10 protein-coding genes are annotated in these 18,021 nt (G+C 70.7%); 8 read left to right on the forward strand and 2 right to left on the reverse strand.

Annotation, left to right across the window (positions count from 1 at the left end; translation table 11 throughout):
- Nucleotides 1–291: 291 nt before the first annotated feature.
- The 7 genes from BIU99_RS01995 to BIU99_RS02025 all read left to right on the forward strand — a co-directional run bounded on the left by BIU99_RS01995 (nt 292) and on the right by BIU99_RS02025 (nt 15,230).
- Nucleotides 292–8,607 (forward strand): choice-of-anchor G family protein, encoded by an 8,316-nt coding sequence (locus BIU99_RS01995; protein WP_071258969.1) that lies wholly within the window; start codon nt 292–294, stop codon nt 8,605–8,607.
- 115 nt (nt 8,608–8,722) lie between these two features.
- Nucleotides 8,723–9,673: a DUF5819 family protein gene (locus BIU99_RS19855; RefSeq protein WP_175484331.1), complete on the forward strand. Its 951-nt coding sequence runs from the start codon at nt 8,723–8,725 to the stop codon at nt 9,671–9,673.
- Complete coding sequence (locus BIU99_RS02005) at nt 9,670–10,695, forward strand: HTTM domain-containing protein (protein ID WP_071258976.1); 1,026 nt, start codon at nt 9,670–9,672, stop codon at nt 10,693–10,695. Before BIU99_RS19855 ends, BIU99_RS02005 begins: the two co-directional genes overlap by 4 nt.
- A gap of 257 nt (nt 10,696–10,952) precedes the next feature.
- A complete protein-coding gene (locus BIU99_RS02010; protein ID WP_071258979.1) occupies nt 10,953–11,741 on the forward strand; it encodes a DeoR/GlpR family DNA-binding transcription regulator in 789 nt (262 codons plus the stop codon).
- On the forward strand, nt 11,738–12,739 hold the full coding sequence (locus BIU99_RS02015; protein WP_071258981.1) for a 1-phosphofructokinase family hexose kinase: 1,002 nt from the start codon (nt 11,738–11,740) through the stop codon (nt 12,737–12,739). The genes BIU99_RS02010 and BIU99_RS02015 overlap by 4 nt, the downstream gene beginning before the upstream one ends.
- Before the next feature lie 99 nt (nt 12,740–12,838).
- Nucleotides 12,839–14,881, forward strand: a complete 2,043-nt coding sequence (locus BIU99_RS02020; protein WP_071258983.1) for a fructose-specific PTS transporter subunit EIIC — start codon at nt 12,839–12,841, stop codon at nt 14,879–14,881.
- A gap of 79 nt (nt 14,882–14,960) precedes the next feature.
- The gene (locus BIU99_RS02025; protein ID WP_056014456.1) at nt 14,961–15,230 is read left to right on the forward strand and encodes an HPr family phosphocarrier protein; all 270 of its coding nucleotides are present in this window, start codon (nt 14,961–14,963) and stop codon (nt 15,228–15,230) included.
- Nucleotides 15,231–15,427: 197 nt separating this feature from the next.
- On the opposite strand, the gene BIU99_RS02030 is transcribed toward BIU99_RS02025, so the two are convergent.
- Complete coding sequence (locus BIU99_RS02030) at nt 15,428–16,063, reverse strand: response regulator transcription factor (RefSeq protein WP_071258986.1); 636 nt, start codon at nt 16,061–16,063, stop codon at nt 15,428–15,430.
- Nucleotides 16,057–17,253 (reverse strand): sensor histidine kinase, encoded by a 1,197-nt coding sequence (locus tag BIU99_RS02035; RefSeq protein WP_071258989.1) that lies wholly within the window; start codon nt 17,251–17,253, stop codon nt 16,057–16,059. Before BIU99_RS02035 ends, BIU99_RS02030 begins: the two co-directional genes overlap by 7 nt.
- A gap of 193 nt (nt 17,254–17,446) precedes the next feature.
- On the opposite strand from BIU99_RS02035, the gene BIU99_RS02040 reads away from it, so the two are divergent.
- Nucleotides 17,447–18,013: a heme-binding protein gene (locus tag BIU99_RS02040; RefSeq protein ID WP_071258991.1), complete on the forward strand. Its 567-nt coding sequence runs from the start codon at nt 17,447–17,449 to the stop codon at nt 18,011–18,013.
- Nucleotides 18,014–18,021 lie beyond the last annotated feature (8 nt).

Genomic DNA, 18,021 nt, shown 5'->3' on the forward strand with positions numbered 1-18,021 from the left:
TCCGACGGGACCCTCCATTGGATCTGTCCCCCATTATCCGGACTCCCTGAGCACTTGGAGAGCCCTAGCTGGGTGTTCTCAGTAGAAACTACGTACCCCACGTGGGGGATACCTCGTAACCACCGGGGGAAACCTCCCACGCCCCGCCCAGGGAGGGCGGAATACCGGTTTCGGCCTCGGCACTACCCGGGTTGCTGTCCCACCTCTGGGGGACACGGATCTCCGGCTCTAGATTGGCCGGGATCGACGCCAGACACGGGCCCGCCCGTGCACCGACGAAAGGGTTCCGCCGTGGGGGAGCAGCAGCGAAGCAACTTCGGCCGTGGCCGTGCCTGGAAGGTCGCGGCCATGGCCGTGGTCGGCACGGTCATCGCCATGGGATCGACGACGACCGCTGCGGTCGCCGCCCCCGCCGACGTCTCCGACGGCCTCGGCCGGTTCCTCGGCGGGCAGGCGGCCGGGATCAACCTGGACACCCTCGCCGCCGTCAACGGTGCCCGAGCGGAGAACCCCAGCGGGGTGCACCCGGTCGCTGCGAACCCGCTCTCGGCAGAGGTCCTCAACACCCTCGGCGTCGACCTCGGTGACTCCCTCCAGCTCTTCGGCACGAACGGCGTGATCGAACTCGGCGCGGTCGCCCAGTACGGCGCAGCTGCCGACAACGGCGACGCGCTCGCCGGGTCCGGCGCCGTCACCGACCAGGGCGGTGTGTCCATCGGCGGACCCGACGCCCCGCCGGCCGACGCGGACCTCGACCTCACCGGCCTGCTCGGCCGCGTCGGAACCCCGACCGGCGGTGTCCTCAGCGACCTCTCGCTCAGCCTTGGCGCCCTCGCCTCCACGATCTCGCAGACGGACGGCGCCACGGCCGTTCCCGACTACCAGATCGCGGGTGCGACGCTCACCTTCCAGAGCCCCCTCGTGCAGAACGTCGGGACACAGGTGACGGGCCTCCTCCCACCGCTGCAGACCACGCTCAACGGGCTCACCTCGGCGCTCAACACGGCGCTGAACGCGAACCTCATCGGCGTCCTCCGTGTGGCTGCGACGGCCACGGTCACGCCGCCGAACCTCGCGACCGTCGTCAACGGCATCCTCACCACCCAGGCGTCGCAGTCCGCGGCGACCGGTGTCTCCGTCAACCTGCTCACCGGTGCGGTGACCGTCGACCTCGCGACCCTCCTCGCGAACGACCCGAACCTGCCCGACCTCAACGACCTGCCGCCGAACACCTCGCTGCTGTCCGGCCCGATCGGTGCCGCCATCGCGGCTGCGATCACGTCTGCCGTCACCGCGCAGGTCACGGCCGTGTCCGCCGGCCTGCAGACGGCCGTGGACAACACACGTATCCAGGTCACCGGTAACGTCACGACGAACGTCGTGGTCACCCAGGTGCCGGTCATCTCCCTGTCGCTCGACTCGACCCTCGGGGCGGTCCAGAACGGGACCGCCGCCTTCACCTCGGCGGGGCTCCTCCCGAACGTGCTGAACCCGATCCTCGCGACCCTCGGACTCACCCTCGACGGCGTGGTCAACCTCGTCCTCAACCTCGTGAAGAACACGGTCGCCACGGCCTACACCGGTGTCGGAACGCTCAACACCGCCCTGAACGGCATCACCGGCGGTCTCGCCGCGAACGTCGTCGGCCCCATCCTGAACATCGTGCGGCTCGTCGCCGACGTCACCGCGAACGTGCAGCCGGCGACCGGCGACCTCGGGGCGGGGTCGGCGACCGTTCGAGCCGTGCAGATCTCCCTCGTCCCGGCGATCTCGCTCGCGACGGTCAACCTCGCGTCGTCCTCCGTGCGCGGGACGCTCGTCGTGTACGACACGGCGATCACCGCCACACCGGCGACCGTCAACCCCGGCCAGTCCACCGTGATCGACGGCACCGGCTTCGCAGCGAACGAGCAGGTCACGATCACCGCGCCCGGCCTCGACCCGGTCACCACGACGTCGGACGCCGCCGGAGTGATCAGCCAGAGTGTCGCGATCCCCGCCGGCTTCACCCCGGCGACCCTGACGTTCACCGCCACCGGTGCGACCTCCGACACCCCGGCCACCACCGACCTCGTCGTCGCCCCCTTCGTGACGGCGATCACCGCCGACCCGGCGACGATCGCCCCCGGGGGCAGCACCACGATCACCGGCACGGGGTTCCTGCCCGGCGAGTCGGTGTCGATCACCGTCCCCGGCCTCACCGACCCGGTCGTCACTACCGCGACGGGCACCGGCACCATCTCCGCCAGCCTCACGCTCCCGGCGGACTTCCCGCTCGGCCCCGTGACGGTCACGGCGACCGGCGCCTCGTCGGCCAGCCCGGCGACCACGACGGTCACGGTAGAGGCGACCCAGTACGTCACCGCGATCACCGCCGACCCGGCCAGTGTCGTCGCCGGTGGGACCACGACGATCACCGGGACCGGCTTCGCCTCGGGCGAGACCGTCTCCGTCTCGATCCCCGGCGTCGACCCGGTCACCACGACGGCCACCGGAACCGGCACGATCTCGGTCGAGCTCGACGTCCCCGCCGACTACGCCGCAGGCCAGGTCGTCGTGACCGCGCTCGGCGAGACGTCCGACACCCCGGCCACCACCAACCTCACCGTGGTCTACGAGACGTCGATCGTCGCCGTCCCGGCCACGGTCGCCGGTGGCACGACCACGATCATCAACGGTGCCGGCTTCGCGCCAGGCGAGGACGTCGTCGTGACGTTCCCCGGCCTCGAGCCGATCACCGTCACCGCCACCGCACTCGGCGCGATCGGCACCCCCATCGCCGTCCCGCAGGACTTCGCGGTCGGCGACGTCACGGTCACCGCCCTCGGCGCCGTGTCCGCCACCGAAGCGACCACCGTCGTCACCGTCACGGCGACGATCTACGACACCGCCATCACGCTCGACCCGACGTCGCTCATCCCTGGGAACACCACGACGGTGACCGGCACGGGCTTCCTGCCCGGTGAGACGGTCACCGTCGGCTACCCGGGCGGCACCCCGGTGACCGTCGATGCGGACGGCGACGGCGGCTTCACCGTCGACCTGCCCGTCCCCGACGGCACGCCCGCCGCGACCGTCGTCGTCACCGCCACCGGTGAGACGTCGGCCACCCCGGCGACCGCCGACCTCGAGGTGCTGCCGTACGACACGGCCATCACCGCCGACCCGGCCTCGCTCCTCCCCGGCAACTCGACCACCATCACCGGTAACGGCTTCGCCGCGAACGAGTCGGTCTCCGTCTCCTACCCGGACGGCACGCCCGTCGTCGTGACGGCTGACGGCGACGGCGGCTTCACGGCCGTCCTGCCGATCCCGTCGGGTACGGCCGCCGGCCAGCTCACGGTCACCGCCACCGGCGCGGTCTCCGCGACGCCGGCCGAGACGGACATCACCGTCGAGGCCTACGACACCGACATCGCGCTCGACCCGGCGACCATCGCCCCCAGTGGCAGCACGGTCGTCACCGGTTCCGGTTTCGTTCCGCTCGAGTCCGTCGAGATCACCATCCCCGGCCTCGCGACGCCCGTGACGACCACGGCGAACGGCGACGGCGAGATCACGGTCAGTGTCACGCTCCCGGCGGACTTCCCGCTCGGCGACGTCACGGTCACCGCCACCGGCGCCGTCTCGGCCACCCCGGCCACGGCGACGCTCACCGTCGAGGCGACCACCTACGTCACGGCCATCACGGTCGACCCGACGACCGTCGTCGCGGGGCAGAGCACGCTCGTCACCGGTACCGGCTTCGAGCCCGACGAGACCGTCACGGTCTCCATCCCCGGCGCGCCCGCGGTCACCACCCAGGCGTCGGCGACCGGCACCATCTCCGTCTCGCTGCCGGTCCCGGCGGACTACGCGGAGGGCACGGTCGTCGTGACCGCCCTCGGCGAGGTCTCCGAGACGCCGGCCACCACCAACCTCGCGGTCGACGTCGTCTACACCCCGACGATCACCGCCGAGCCGGCCACGGTCCCCGGCGGTGCGAGCACCGAGATCTCGGGCACCGGTTTCGCGCCGAGCGAGAGCGTCACGGTCACCTTCCCAGGCCTCGACCCGATCACCGTCACGTCGAACGCAGCGGGTGAGATCACGACCACCGTCGACGTCCCGCAGAACTTCGCGGTCGGGCCGGTCACGGTCACCGCCCTCGGCGTCGTCTCCGCGACCGAGGCGACCACCACGGTCACGGTCGAGGCCACGGTCTACGACACGGCGATCACCGCCGACCCCGACACGCTCCTCCCCGGCGGCAGCACCACCGTCACCGGAACGGGCTTCCTGCCCGGCGAGTCCGTCTCCGTCTCCATCCCCGGCGGCACGCCCGTCGTGGTGGAGGCCGGCCCGGACGGCGACATCACCGCCATCCTGCCGATCCTGCCCGGCACGGACCCCGGCACCGTCGTCGTGACGGCCGTCGGAGCCGTGTCGAACACGCCTGCAACTGCGACGATCACCGTCGAGGCGTTCGACACGACGCTCACCGCGACGCCGTCCACGCTGAACCCCGGTGACTCGACGATCCTGTCCGGCACCGGCTACGTCGCGAACGAGTCGGTGACCATCTCGGCGCCCGGCTTCGACGACGTCGTGACCACGGCGAACGGGCTCGGTGAGATCAGCCAGGTGGTCGCCTTCCCGGCGGACTTCGTCCCCGCGACCGTGACGTTCACGGCCACGGGCGCCCTGTCGCTCACGCCGGCGCAGACCTCGGTCCTCGTCGAAGCGGTCGTGTACGACACGGCGATCACGGTGGATCCGACGACGGTCAACCCGGGCGGAACCACCACCGTCACGGGCACCGGCTTCGCACCGAACGAGACCGTCACCATCACGATCCCGGGCGGCGACCCCGTCACCGTGACGACGAACGGCGACGGCGACTTCACGCAGGCCGTGACGATCCCGGCCGGAACGCCTGCGGGTCCGCTGACGATCACCGCGACCGGTGACACGTCGAACACGCCCGCCGACGCCGACGTGACCGTGGTGCCGTACGAGACCGCGATCACCGCCGACCCGGACACGCTGCTCCCCGGCACCTCGACGACGATCACCGGTACCGGGTTCGCACCGAACGAGTCCGTCTCGGTCTCCATCCCCGGTGGCACGCCGGTCGTGGTGACGGCGAACGGCGACGGCGGCTTCACCGCCGCCCTGCCGATCCCGTCGGGCACGGAGGCCGGATCGCTCGTCGTGACCGCGACCGGCGCCGTCTCCGCGACGGACGCGACGGCGACGGTCACCGTCGAGGCCTACGAGACTGCGATCACCCTCGACCCGACGACGGTCGCCCCTGGCGGCAGCACCACGGTCACCGGCGACGGCTTCGCGTCGAACGAGTCCGTGAGCGTCACCGTCCCGGGCATCGCGACGCCGATCCCCACCACGTCGAACGGCAACGGTGAGATCTCGGTGAGCGTCGACCTCCCGGCGGACTTCCCGCTCGGACCCGTGACCGTCACCGCCACCGGTGCCGTCTCGGCGACCCCCGCCACGGCGACACTCACCGTCGAGGCCACGACCTACGTCACGGCCATCGCCGCCGACCCGGCCACCGTCGTCGCGGGTGCCAGCACCCTCGTCACCGGCACCGGCTTCGCACCGAACGAGAGCGTCACGGTCTCGATCCCCGGTGCCGACCCGGTGACCACCACGGCGACGGCGACCGGCACCATCTCGGTGTCGCTGCCCGTGCCGGCCGACTACGCCGAGGGCGTGGTCGTCGTGACCGCGCTCGGGGCGACGTCCGACACGCCTGCGACGACGAACCTCACGGTCGACGTGGTCTACGCGCCGACGATCACCGCCGACCCGGCGACGGTCCCCGGCGGGACCTCGACGGAGATCTCGGGGAGCGGCTTCGCCCCGACCGAGAGCGTCACGGTCACCTTCCCCGGCCTCGCGCCGGTGACGGTCACCTCGAACGCCGACGGTGAGATCACCACGACGTTCGCCGTCCCGCAGGGCTTCGCGACCGGCCCGGTCACGGTAACCGCACTCGGCGTCGTCTCTGCGGCCGAGGCGACCACCACCGTCACGGTCGAGGCAACGGTCTACGACACGGCGATCACCCTCACACCGGACACGGTGAACCCGGGCCAGACCACCACGGTCACCGGTACCGGCTTCCAGCCGAACGAATCGATCAGCGTCTCGATCCCCGGCGGCGACCCCGTCGTGGTGACGGCGGACGGCGACGGCGGGTTCACCGCGACGCTGCCGGTGCCGCCCGGAACGCCCGCCGGTCCCGTCACGGTGACCGCGGTCGGTGAGACGTCGGCGACGCCTGCTGAGGCGGAGCTCACGGTCGAGGCCTACGAGACGGCGATCACCGCCGACCCGAGCACGGTCACGGCCGGCGGAGCGACGCTCGTCACAGGCACCGGCTTCGCCGCGAACGAGTCCGTCACGGTCTCGATCCCGGGTGGTACGGCTGTTCCGACGACGACGAACGGTGCCGGCGAGTTCTCGGTCGGGATCACCGTTCCGGCGAATGCGCCGGTCGGACCGCTGGTCGTCACGGCGGAGGGAACGGTGTCGCAGGCTCCGGCCACCGCGACCGTCACGGTCACCGCCATCGTGTTCTCGCCCGTCATCACCGCTTCCCCGGACGCGCTGATCGCCGGTGACACGACGGTCATCACCGGATCGGGCTTCGCAGCCAACGAGACGGTCACGGTGTCGATCCCGGGCGCTCCGGTCGTCACGCAGGTGACGAACGCCGGCGGCGGCTTCACGGCGACCCTGCCGGTCCCCGACGGATACGCGCTCGGCGACGTCACGGTGACGGCACTCGGTGCTGCATCGAACGAGCCGGCGACGACGATCATCGAGATCCTCGCGTACGACACGGCGATCACGGTCGATCCGTCGTCGGTCCTGCCGGGTGAGTCGGTCACGGTCGACGGGACGGGCTTCGCCGGTGGGGAGACCGTCACGGTGTCCATCCCGGGCGCACCGTCCGTCACCGTGGTGACGAACCCCGACGGTTCCTTCACCGTGGACCTGCCGATCCCGGACGACTACACGCCTGGCCCGGTGACCGTCACGGCCGAGGGCGACGTCTCCGAGACGCCGGCCGAGTCCGAGGTCACCATCGAGGACGGAGCGGTCGACGTCGACACCGACGCCGCTGCGGTCGACGTGGACGCCGCTGCTGACGTCGACGCCGCGGCCGACGTGGACGCCGACGTGGACGTGGACGTGGACGCTGCTGCCGACACTGACGCTGCTGCCGACACCGATGCTGCAACGGATGTGGATGCGGATGCGGATGCGGCTGCTGACACGGATGCTGCCGCCGACGTCGACGCTGCTGCGGACGTGGATGCTGCCGCTGATGTGGATGCCGCGGCCGACACGGATGCTGCTGCGGACACTGACGCCGCCGCCGACGTGGATGCTGCTGCCGACACGGATGCTGCTGCCGACGTGGATGCTGCTGCGGACACTGATGCTGCTGCCGACACGGATGCTGCTGCTGACACTGATGCTGCTGCCGACGTGGACGCTGCGGCTGACACCGATGCTGCTGCCGACGTTGATGCCGCGGCCGACACGGATGCCGCGGCTGACGTTGATGCCGCGGCCGACACGGACGCTGCTGCGGACGTGGATGCTGCTGCTGACGCTGATGCCGCAGCCGATGTGGACGCTGATGCGGACACTGACGTTGCTGCCGACACGGATGCCGGTGCTGACACGGATGCTGCTGCGGATGTGGATGCCGCTGCGGACGTGGACGCTGCCGCCGACGTGGACGCTGCCGCCGACGCGGACGCTGCTGCCGACGCGGACGCTGCGGCTGACACTGATGCTGCTGCCGATGTGGATGCTGCTGCGGACACTGACGCTGCTGCCGACACGGATGCCGCTGCTGACACGGATGCTGCTGCGGACGTGGATGCTGCTGCTGACACCGATGCCGCAGCTGATGTCGATGCTGCTGCTGACACCGATGCCGCAGCTGATGTCGATGCTGCTGCGGACACTGATGCTGTAGCCGACGTGGATGCTGCTGCCGACACTGCCGCCGACACCGACACCGCGGCGGACACCGATGCAGCGTCCGACGGAGTGGATGTCGACCTGAACGCGGATGTCGACACCGACACCGCGGCGGACGCGGACACGGCGACCGACGCCGACACCGCAGCTGACGCCGACGGTGACACCGACGCCGGCGACGACCGCCTGGCTACCGTCAAGTACTCGACGATCGTCCGCGACACGGGCGTGATCCAGGAGGTTTACGCCACCGGCTTCGAGCCCGGTGAGACCGTCTCGGCGACCGTCTTCTCGACGCCGTTCGCCCTGACGCCCGTCATCGCAGACGCCTCCGGTAACGCCACGTTCACCTTCCCGATCGACTCGTCGCTCGAGCTGGGTGCCCACCGCGTGGAACTCTCCGGATCCGTGACCGGTGCCCTGCCGCTCGACCGTCAGGCGACCGCCTTCACGGTCACCGCGGCGGCCGCCGCCGCGCCGGGGTCACGCCCCGGTCTGCCGAGCACCGGCTTCGACGGCCTGTGGCTCGGGGGACTCGGCGCCACGATGCTCCTCCTCGGAGGCGCCTTCGTGGCTACGCGACGGGCGCGTCTGGAGTGACGCGCCGAGTGGGCCGCGCCGCATTCGGGTCGGCGCGGCCCACTCCTTCCCCGCGGACGGCGCCACCGAACGGGTGCCCCCGCGGTTCATCACCACCCAGCACCAAGGAGGAACCGTGACTCCGATCACACGCACATCCGTGGGGGAGCGTTCTGACGCCCTTCGACAAGCTCAGGGACCGGAAGGGGCTCAGGGACCGGAAGGGGCTCAGGGACCGGACGGCGCCGAGGAACCGGACGGCGATCAGGCACCGGCGTCCGGTCGGCAGGACCGGGGAGCGGGATCGTCTCGGGACGAAACCGCCCCACCGAAGCGGGCCGCGCGCATCGCCGCGGCGGTCTCGATCGCCCTCGTCGGCGTCTACGTCGCCGGCACGCTCGTCATCGTCTCGCCGACCACGCCCGTCCGCGGAGCCGTCGTCGCCGCGGCCGGCCCGTACTTCACCCAGAAGTGGAACGTCTTCGCGCCGAGCATCATGAAGACGAACATCACCTTCTCCGTGCAGGCCCAGTGGCGCGACGCCGACGGCAAGCTCGTGAAGTCCGACTGGGTCAACGTCACGAAGCTCGAGCAGCAGGCGGTCCCGGGCCATGCCGAGCCGTCGCGGATCCAGAAATCCTCGTGGAACGCGATGCTCGCCTACAACACCCGGTACCTCGCGCTCGACGCCAAGCAGCGAGAGATCGTCCGCGACACCTTCATCCAGCGCGCCGACGGTGGCGCGTACCGCGCGCAGTCGGCCGAATCGCTCATCGCCGACCTCGACGCCGTCAGCACGACCCCAGGCTCAGGGCAGGGCGACATCGTCCGGTTCCTCCGCTACGACTACATGCTCAAGGAGTACGCGACCGCGTTCTCGACGGCGTACTTCGACCAGGACGTCGAGCGCGTCCGATGGCGGATCGACCGCACCCGCCCGAACGACTTCGACAACCGTTTCTCCGAGGAGCAGCAGTTCGACGACACCGCCGTCACCTTCGGCTGGCGGCACGTCGACGACGTCATCGACCCGGAGACCCTCGCCGTCTACCGGGACGTCATCGCCCGCTACGGGGGTGCACGATGAACGCCGTCCGCGCGCGGTTCGACCGGTTCGCCGGCTGGGTCACGGGTGCCAAGCACGCCGGCTACAGCCTCTCCGCCCTCCGGATCCTCTACGGTGTCGCGATCGTCAGCTTCCTGTTCACGAGCCTCGCCGATCGCCACTACCTGTGGGGCGTCGCATCGAAGTGGGTCGACCCGGAGGCGGACCGTCGCGCCTGGTTCCCGCTGTTCGAGCTCGTCTTCACGAAGGACAGCGCCTTCGTCTTCGACCTCGCCTACGGGGTGCTCATCGTGCTCGGACTGCTGTTCCTCATCGGCTGGCAGACCCGGTTCGTCACACCCGTCCTCCTCGTGTTCTGGGTGGGGCTCGCGACCAACAGCACGGTGCTGACCAATGGCGGCGACACCATCATCCGGATCACGCTGCTCTTCCTCGTGTTCGCCGACCTGTCGCGTCATTGGTCCGTCGACGCGTGGCTCGCCAAGCGGCGGGGTCGAGCGCCGCGGCCGATCCTGCGCGGTCGGTTCGCGATCCCGGCGTGGCTCGCGAACGCCGCCAACAACACGGCGGTCCTGCTCTGCGCGTACCAGATCATGCTCGTCTACGTGAACTCCGGCATCTACAAGCTCATGGGTCCCGAGTGGCGCGAGGGCACGGCGTTCTACTACTCGCTCGTCCTCGACGTGTTCCGCCCGTTCCCGGTGCTGAGCGACCTCGCCTGGCAGCTCGGACCGTTCGTCTGGGTGGCCACGTTCCTGTCCGTCTGGGTGCAGCTGCTGTTCCCGGTGCTGATCCTGTGGCGACCGACGCGCATCCTCGCGCTCGGTTTCACGATCCTGATGCACCTCGGTATCGGCCTCTTCCTCGGGCTGTGGCCGTTCTCGCTCGCGATGATCGCGCTCGACCTGCTGTTCGTCCGCGACCGCAGCTGGGTCGCCGTCGGTCGGTGGGCGTCGCACGCCGGGGGAGTGCTCCGCCAGTTGTTGCCGGAGCGCCAGGCGACGGAGAGACCTGTCACGACGTCGGCCGGTTCGCCGTCATGACACCAGCCGTCTCGCGCGTTCGGGTGCGAGACGAACCGGCGGTCGGCGCCACGGTTGCGCCGACCGCCACCTCCTTGCCGGTCCCGTCCCTCGCGCCCTGAGGTCCCCTTCCGTTCGCCCATTTTTGGGCGAACGAACGCTCCCTCGCCCAAAAATGGGCGAACGGACGCGACTGGATCTGTGTTTCTCTGTGTTTGTGTGATACTTTCTTCGCACTGCAAGCCTGCAACACCGGAAACGAAGGTCAAGGACGACGCATGTACGCGACGGAGCGGCACGAGCACATCACCAGCCGGGTGAAGACGAGCGGACGGGTCTCCGTCACCGACGTCTCCCGTGAGCTGGGCGTCACCGCTGAGACGATCCGCCGCGACCTCGACCAGCTCGAAACCTCCGGCGTCCTGCGGCGCGTCCACGGCGGCGCCGTCTCCGCAGCACGTGCCTCCGTCGCGGAGGCCAGCCTCGCCGATCGCCAGGGCCAGCGGAGCGACGCGAAGGCCACGATCGCCCGTGCAGCCCTCCGGCTCATCCCGTCGACGTTCAGCGGCTCGATCGTCATCGACGCCGGGACGACCACGGCCCACCTCGCCGACCTCCTCGTCACCTGGCGCCCGGCCACCGCCGGCCAGACGCTCACGGTCATCACCAACTCCGTCCCGATCGCCGCGACGCTCCACCACTGCGACCACGTCGAACTGCACCTCCTCGGTGGCCGGGTCCGTGGCATCACGAGCGCGGCGGTCGGCAGCACGACCGTCGACGAGCTCGGCCGGTTCCGCCCGGACATCGCCTTCGTCGGCGCCAACGGGGTCAGCGCCGACTTCGGCCTCAGCACGCCGGACGAGCTGGAGGGCGCCGTGAAGTCGGCGATCGTCCGCGGTTCGCGCCGGGCCGTCGTCCTCGCCGACGCCGCGAAGCTCGGTGAGGAAGCGCTCATCCGCTTCGCCGCCCTCGACGAGATCGACACCGTCATCACCGACGAGGTCGTTCCGACGACCCTCGGGGACGCCCTCGAGGCTGCGGGTGTCGAGGTGGTCGTCGCATGATCATCACCCTGACCGCCAACCCCTCGCTCGACCACACGGTGGAGCTCCCCGGCATCGTCGAGCGCGGCGAGGTCCTCCGTGCCCTCGCCAGCCGGGAGCAGCCGGGCGGCAAGGGCGTCAACGTCTCGCGGGCCATCGCCGCCGCCGAGTTGGCGACCATCGCCGTCCTCCCCGGCGAATCGACCGACCCGATGATCGAGTCGCTCCGCGCGCAGGGCATCGACGTCCTCGCCGTCCCGACCGGGCAGCCCGTGCGCCGCAACATCACGCTGACCGAGCCCGACGGCACCACCACCAAGATCAACGAGCCGGGTCCGCTCCTCACCGAGGACGACGCTGCACGCCTCGTCGACGCGACCGCCCGTGCCGCCGCGAGTGCCGAGTGGCTCGTCATCGCCGGTTCGCTGCCGCCCGGGCTGCCGGCCGACTTCTACGCACGCATCGTCCGGGCCGCTCGCGCCCTCACCGACGGCACCCGCCCGTTCGTCGCCGTCGACAGCTCGGGTGAGCCGCTCGCCGCCCTCCTCGCCGCCTTCGCCGCCACCGGGGAACGCATCGACCTCATCAAGCCGAACGGCGCCGAACTCGCCGAACTCACCGGCACCGCGTCCGGCGACGAGATCGAGGCCGACCCGGCGCTCGCCGCGTCCGTCGCCGCCACGCTCATCGGCACCGCGGACCGACCCGGTCCGGTCGCCGCAGTCCTCGTCACGCTCGGCTCCCGAGGAGCCGTCCTCGTGGAGGGTGACACCGCCTGGTCGGCCCGGGCCCCGAAGATCGTCGCGCGCAGCACCGTCGGCGCGGGGGACTCCTCCCTCGCCGGCTACCTGATCGCCCGAACCGCAGGTCTCGCCCCTGCAGCACGCCTCGCGCAGGCCGTCGCCCACGGAGCCGCTGCCGCGGCCCTCCCCGGCAGCGACGTACCGGCGCTCAGCGGGACGGACGCCGCCGCCATCGACGTCGTCCAGCTCCCGCAGCGGATCCCATCCGTCCCCTGACCGTCCCCGGTCCCTGACCGCCCACCCCGGTCCCTGAGCTTGTCGAAGGGCCGCCCCGACCACCCGAAGCACCAGCATCCGTTTCGAAGGAGAACCCAGATGTCCACCCCACTCATCACCCCAGGGCTCGTCGCCCTCGACGCCGACCTCGGCACCGATCGCGCGGGTGTCATCCGCGCGCTCGCCGAGCTCGTCGTCCGCGCCGGCCGTGCCACCGACACCGAGGCCCTCTTCGCCGACGCCTGGGCGCGGGAGAGCAAGACCGACACCGGCATCCCCGGCGGCATCGCGATCCCGCACTGCCGTTCGGCCGCTGTCACCGAGCCGACGCTCGCGATGGCCCGGGTCTCGCCGCTCGTCGACTTCGGCTCCGACGACGGCCCGGCCGACCTCCTCTTCTTCATCGCGGCTCCGGACGGCGCCGACCAGGCGCACCTCGCCCTGCTGTCGAAGCTCGCGCGCTCGCTCATCAAGCCCGAGTTCGTGACCTCGCTGCGTGAGGCGCCCGACGCCGCCGCGGTGGTCGCCCTCGTCGATGGTGCACTCAGCGACGCACCCAAGCCGGCAGCGGCTCCTGCCGCCGAGCGCGCCGCGACGGCTCCCGTCGAGGCAGGCGACCAGGCCGCACGGCCCGTGCTCATCGCGGTCACCTCGTGTGCGACGGGTATCGCCCACACCTACATGGCGGCCGACTCGCTCGCCGCCACCGCCAAGCGCCTCGGTGTCGAGCTGCACGTGGAGACGCAGGGCGCCTCCGGTGCGACCCCGCTGCCCGCCGACGTCGTCGCGAAGGCACAGGCGGTCATCTTCGCCGTCGATGTGGACGTCCGCGACGTCACCCGCTTCGCCGGGAAGCCCGTCATCAAGGCTCCCGTGAAGCGCGGCATCGACGCCCCGGAACAGCTCATCAACGACGCGGTCGCCGCGATCTCGAACCCGAACGCCCCGCGGGTCGCCGCCGCCGCCGGTGACGCCTCCGCGTCGACGTCGGACAAGAAGGACGCCAACGTCGGTCAGTCCATCAAGCGCTGGCTGCTCACCGGTGTCAGCTACATGATCCCGTTCGTCGCGGGTGGCGGTCTGCTCATCGCCCTCGGCTTCCTCCTCGGGGGCTACGACATCACCGAGAACGCCGGCAAGATCATCGTCGAGAACAGCCTCGTGAACCTGCCGGCCGGTGGACTCGGCGCCTACCTCGGCGCCGTCGCGTTCTCCATCGGCAACGCCTCGATGGCGTTCCTCGTCCCGGCCCTCGCCGGCTACATCGCCTACGCCATCGCCGACCGACCGGGCATCGCGCCCGGGTTCGTCGCCGGTGCCGTCGCCCTCCTCATGAGCGCCGGCTTCCTCGGCGGGCTCGTCGGTGGTCTGCTCGCCGGTGGTGTCGCCTACGGCCTCGGTCGCCTGAACGTGCCGCGGTGGTTGCGTGGGCTGATGCCCGTCGTGATCATCCCGCTGGTCGGTTCGATCGTCGCGTCCGGTCTCATGATCCTCGTCCTCGGCGGCCCGATCGCCGCGCTCATGAACGGCCTCAACGGCTGGCTCTCCGGCCTCACCGGCGTCTCGGCGATCCTGCTGGGCGTGATCCTCGGCACGATGATGGCCTTCGACCTCGGCGGCCCCGTCAACAAGGTCGCGTACTCGTTCGCCGTCGCCGGTCTCGGTGCTGGCACGCTCGCCAACCAGGCACCGTGGCAGATCATGGCCGCCGTCATGGCTGCCGGCATGGTGCCGCCGCTCGCGATGGCGCTCGCCTCGACCGTCCTCAGCCGTCGTTCGTTCACCGCGGTCGAGCGGGAGAACGGCAAGGCCGCCTGGCTGCTCGGTGCCGCGTTCATCAGCGAGGGTGCGATCCCGTTCGCCGCGGCCGACCTGTTCCGCGTCATCCCGGCGTCGATCCTCGGTGGTGCCGCCACCGGTGCGCTCGTCATGGCGACCGGCGTGACCTCGCAGGCGCCGCACGGTGGCATCTTCGTGTTCTTCGCCATCGGCAACATCGGGATGTTCGTCCTGTCGGTCGCGATCGGCACAGTCATCACCGCGGTCGCCGTCGTCCTGCTCAAGCGGTTCGCCCGTCGTCGTCCGGTGGAGGGTGCCGACACGGCAGCCCCCACGGTCGCCACCGAGCCCGCGACCGTCTGATCCGTACCCGTCCGATCCACAGCCTGACCTGATCCACTGGTCCGGCCGGCACCAACCGAACCGCAGAAGGAGCATCATCATGGCCGAACGCCAAGCCACCATCGCCAGCCGCGTCGGGCTGCACGCCCGCCCCGCCAAGCTCTTCATCGAGACGGTCAAGCGCCAGCCGGTGCCCGTCACGATCGAGCTGGGCGACTCTGGCCCGCTCGACGCTTCGAGCATCCTCACGATCATGAGCCTCGGCGCCACCAACGGCGACGTCGTCACCCTCCGCGCTGAGGGCGAGGGTGCCGACGAGGCGCTCGCCGAGCTCGCCGGTCTCCTCGAGACGGACCTCGACGCCGAGTAGTCACCCCGCACCACGAAGCCCCGCCGCCCGAGTCATCTCGGACGGCGGGGTTTCCTCGTGGGCCCGTCGACAGGCTCAGGGAGCGTGGAACCGTTCCGGTCACTGAGCTTGTCGAAGTGCCCTCGGGGAACCGTTTCGTGTCGTGCGTGGTTGCTCGTGGGCCCTTCGACAGGCTCAGGGAGCGGGCTTTCGCGGGTTCAGCGGTGCTCGGGCGGGCGGACGATGCCGCGCTGTCGAGCCGCGGCGATAGCGGCGCCGCGACCGTCCACCCCGAGTTTCGTGTAGATGTGCGCGAGGTGGGTCTTGACGGTCGTCTCGCTGATGAACAGCCGACGCGCCAGTTCGCGGTTGCCGAGACCGTCCGTGAGCAACTCCAGGATCTCGGCCTCGCGCGGAGTCAGGGCTTCCTGGCGATGTTGCAGGTGATGCATGAGCCGTGATGCCACCGGTGTGCTCAGCGCGCTCTGTCCCATCGCTGCCGTTCGCACCGCGCGGAAGATCTCCTCGGGCGACGACGTCTTGAGCACATACCCGACGGCTCCTGCGTCGACGGCCCGGACGATGTCGGCATCCGTGTCGTACGTGGTGAAGATCAGTACTTGCGGTGCCGGGCCGAGCGCGCGGAGACGCCTGGTCGTCTCGATCCCGCCGATCCCGTCGCCCATCGCGAGATCGACGACCACGAGGTCCGGCTGCACCTCGGCGACCAGTGGAACCGCGTTCTCGCCGGACGACGCCTCACCCACGATCTCGAGGTCGGGTTGGGTCTGCAGGATCAGGCGCAGACCCGCTCGCACCACGGCATGATCGTCGACCAGGACGAGCCTCAGCACGTCGACCCCGTATCGGTCGGGAGCTGGGCGACGATCACGGTGCCGTCACCGGGGGCGCTCTCCACCGTGAATCGACCGCCGAGTTGCTCGATCCGCTGCCGCATCGCCCGCAGCCCGTAGCCGCCGGTGCTCGACGGTTCGGGGACCGCCGACGCATCGAATCCGACCCCGTCGTCGGCGATGTCGACGACGACCTGGTCGGCCAGACAGCTGAGGGTGACGTGGATCGCCGATGCGCCGGCATGGTGATCGGCGTTCTGCACGGCACTCTGACAGACGCGCAGGATCGCATGGGCGATCTCAGGCGGGTAGGGCCTCGGCTCGCCGTCGATGCGCAGCTGGGCGGCGGGGGTCTCCGCGACCAGATGTCCGAGCGCGGATGCGAGACTGATGCCGTCGAGCCGGGGTGAACCGAGGTCGTGGACGAGGTTCCGCGCCTCGCCGAGCGTCGAGCGGATCAGCTCGACCGCCTCGCGCAGACGGGCGCGGCTGGTGGCCGGAGACGTGTCGATCGTCTGCGCGGTGGCCTCCATGATGAGGAGCGAACTCGCGAGTCCCTGGGTCACGGAGTCGTGGAGTTCGCTCGACACCCGTGCTCGCTCCTGAGCGATCCCGGCTTGTCGCTCGGTCGCGGCGAGTCGCTCCTGGGCTTCCGTCAGTCGACGGATGAGCGCCGCCTGTGTCCGGTTGTCCGACTCGATCCGTGAGGTGACGACGCTCACGAGCGCAGCCACCACCGCTGTCCCCACCACGATCGTCCAGTCGAAGCCGCCGGTGAGGACGAGGAGCGAGCGCGCGCAGACCGCGGCGAGACCGACGGCGATCCACGCGGTCGGGAAGGCGCGGCGTGCGAGGAAGTAGACCGAGAACGCCGTCCACCAGAAGCTCGGGGCGATGAGCACGAGCAGCGTCCACAGTGCGAGCAGGATCACGACGAGGATCCGGTGTCGGACGCCCGTCTTCCGCGTGGCGAGGAGGTAGGCGGCCGCGGTCGCGACGGTCAGCGCAGCGACGGTCCAGTTCACCGCCTCGACCCCGTGACTCATGACGTATCGCACGGCCGAGGTCACGAGCAGCGCGAAGAAGGTGAGGTTGAGCACGACGTCGAGGGGCGTCGCGCCGAGGGCTGCGGCTCGGCGGTACGGTCGGGAGTCCGGGGTCGGTTGGACTGATGTTCGAGCGTCTGACATGGGACCTTTCCGGCGATCCCTCCATGCTAGGCGAGCCTTCGAGGGCCTGCCTCATCCGAAGGGATGAGGGCCGGTCCGCCGTCGGCCCGACCGGATCCGGGCGGCGCGGACGAGGTGGAGGCAGCACCGCCCGGACGAGAGTTGTCGGAGCGCATCATCCGATGCCGAAGCACGAACAACCCAGAGGAACACCATGAAATCGTCACGCACCGCACGCCTCGGCACCATCGTCGCCGGACTCGCCGTCCTTGGAACCTTGACCGCCTGCACCGGCCCCGCCTCGTCGACGACCGCGACCTCGGCGTCGCCGGTGGCCGAGGCCGCGGAATCCCGGACCGTCGAGCTTCCGCGACTGTCCGCCGACGCAGCATTGGAAGCTGCGACCGCCGCGCTGGACTCGTGTCGAGCGAGCGGGGTCGGGTTCGTCACCGTCTCCGTCGTCGACCGCTTCGGTCAAGTGCAGGCCGTGGTCCGCGGTGACGGCGCTGCGGAGCATACCCTCTCGGCGTCGGCCGAGAAGGGATACACGGCGGCGGCGTTCGGAGCCAACACCTCCGAGCTGACGGAGCGCCTGCCGGAGGGCGGCGGGGCGACGCTTCGCGACCTCGAGGGGACGCTGTTCCTGGCAGGCGGGGTGCCGATCAAGGTCGGTACGGCGACGATCGCGGGCATCGGCGTCGGTGGAGCCCCGGACGGCATGGTCGACGAGGGTTGTGCGGCGGCCGGCGCTGCGGTCCTGGCGGAGGACGGGGCGAGCTGACGGTCGGC

Origin of the sequence: Plantibacter sp. MMLR14_011, from assembly GCF_001865025.1 — a bacterium.
Classification (GTDB): Bacteria; Actinomycetota; Actinomycetes; order Actinomycetales; family Microbacteriaceae; genus Plantibacter; species Plantibacter flavus_A.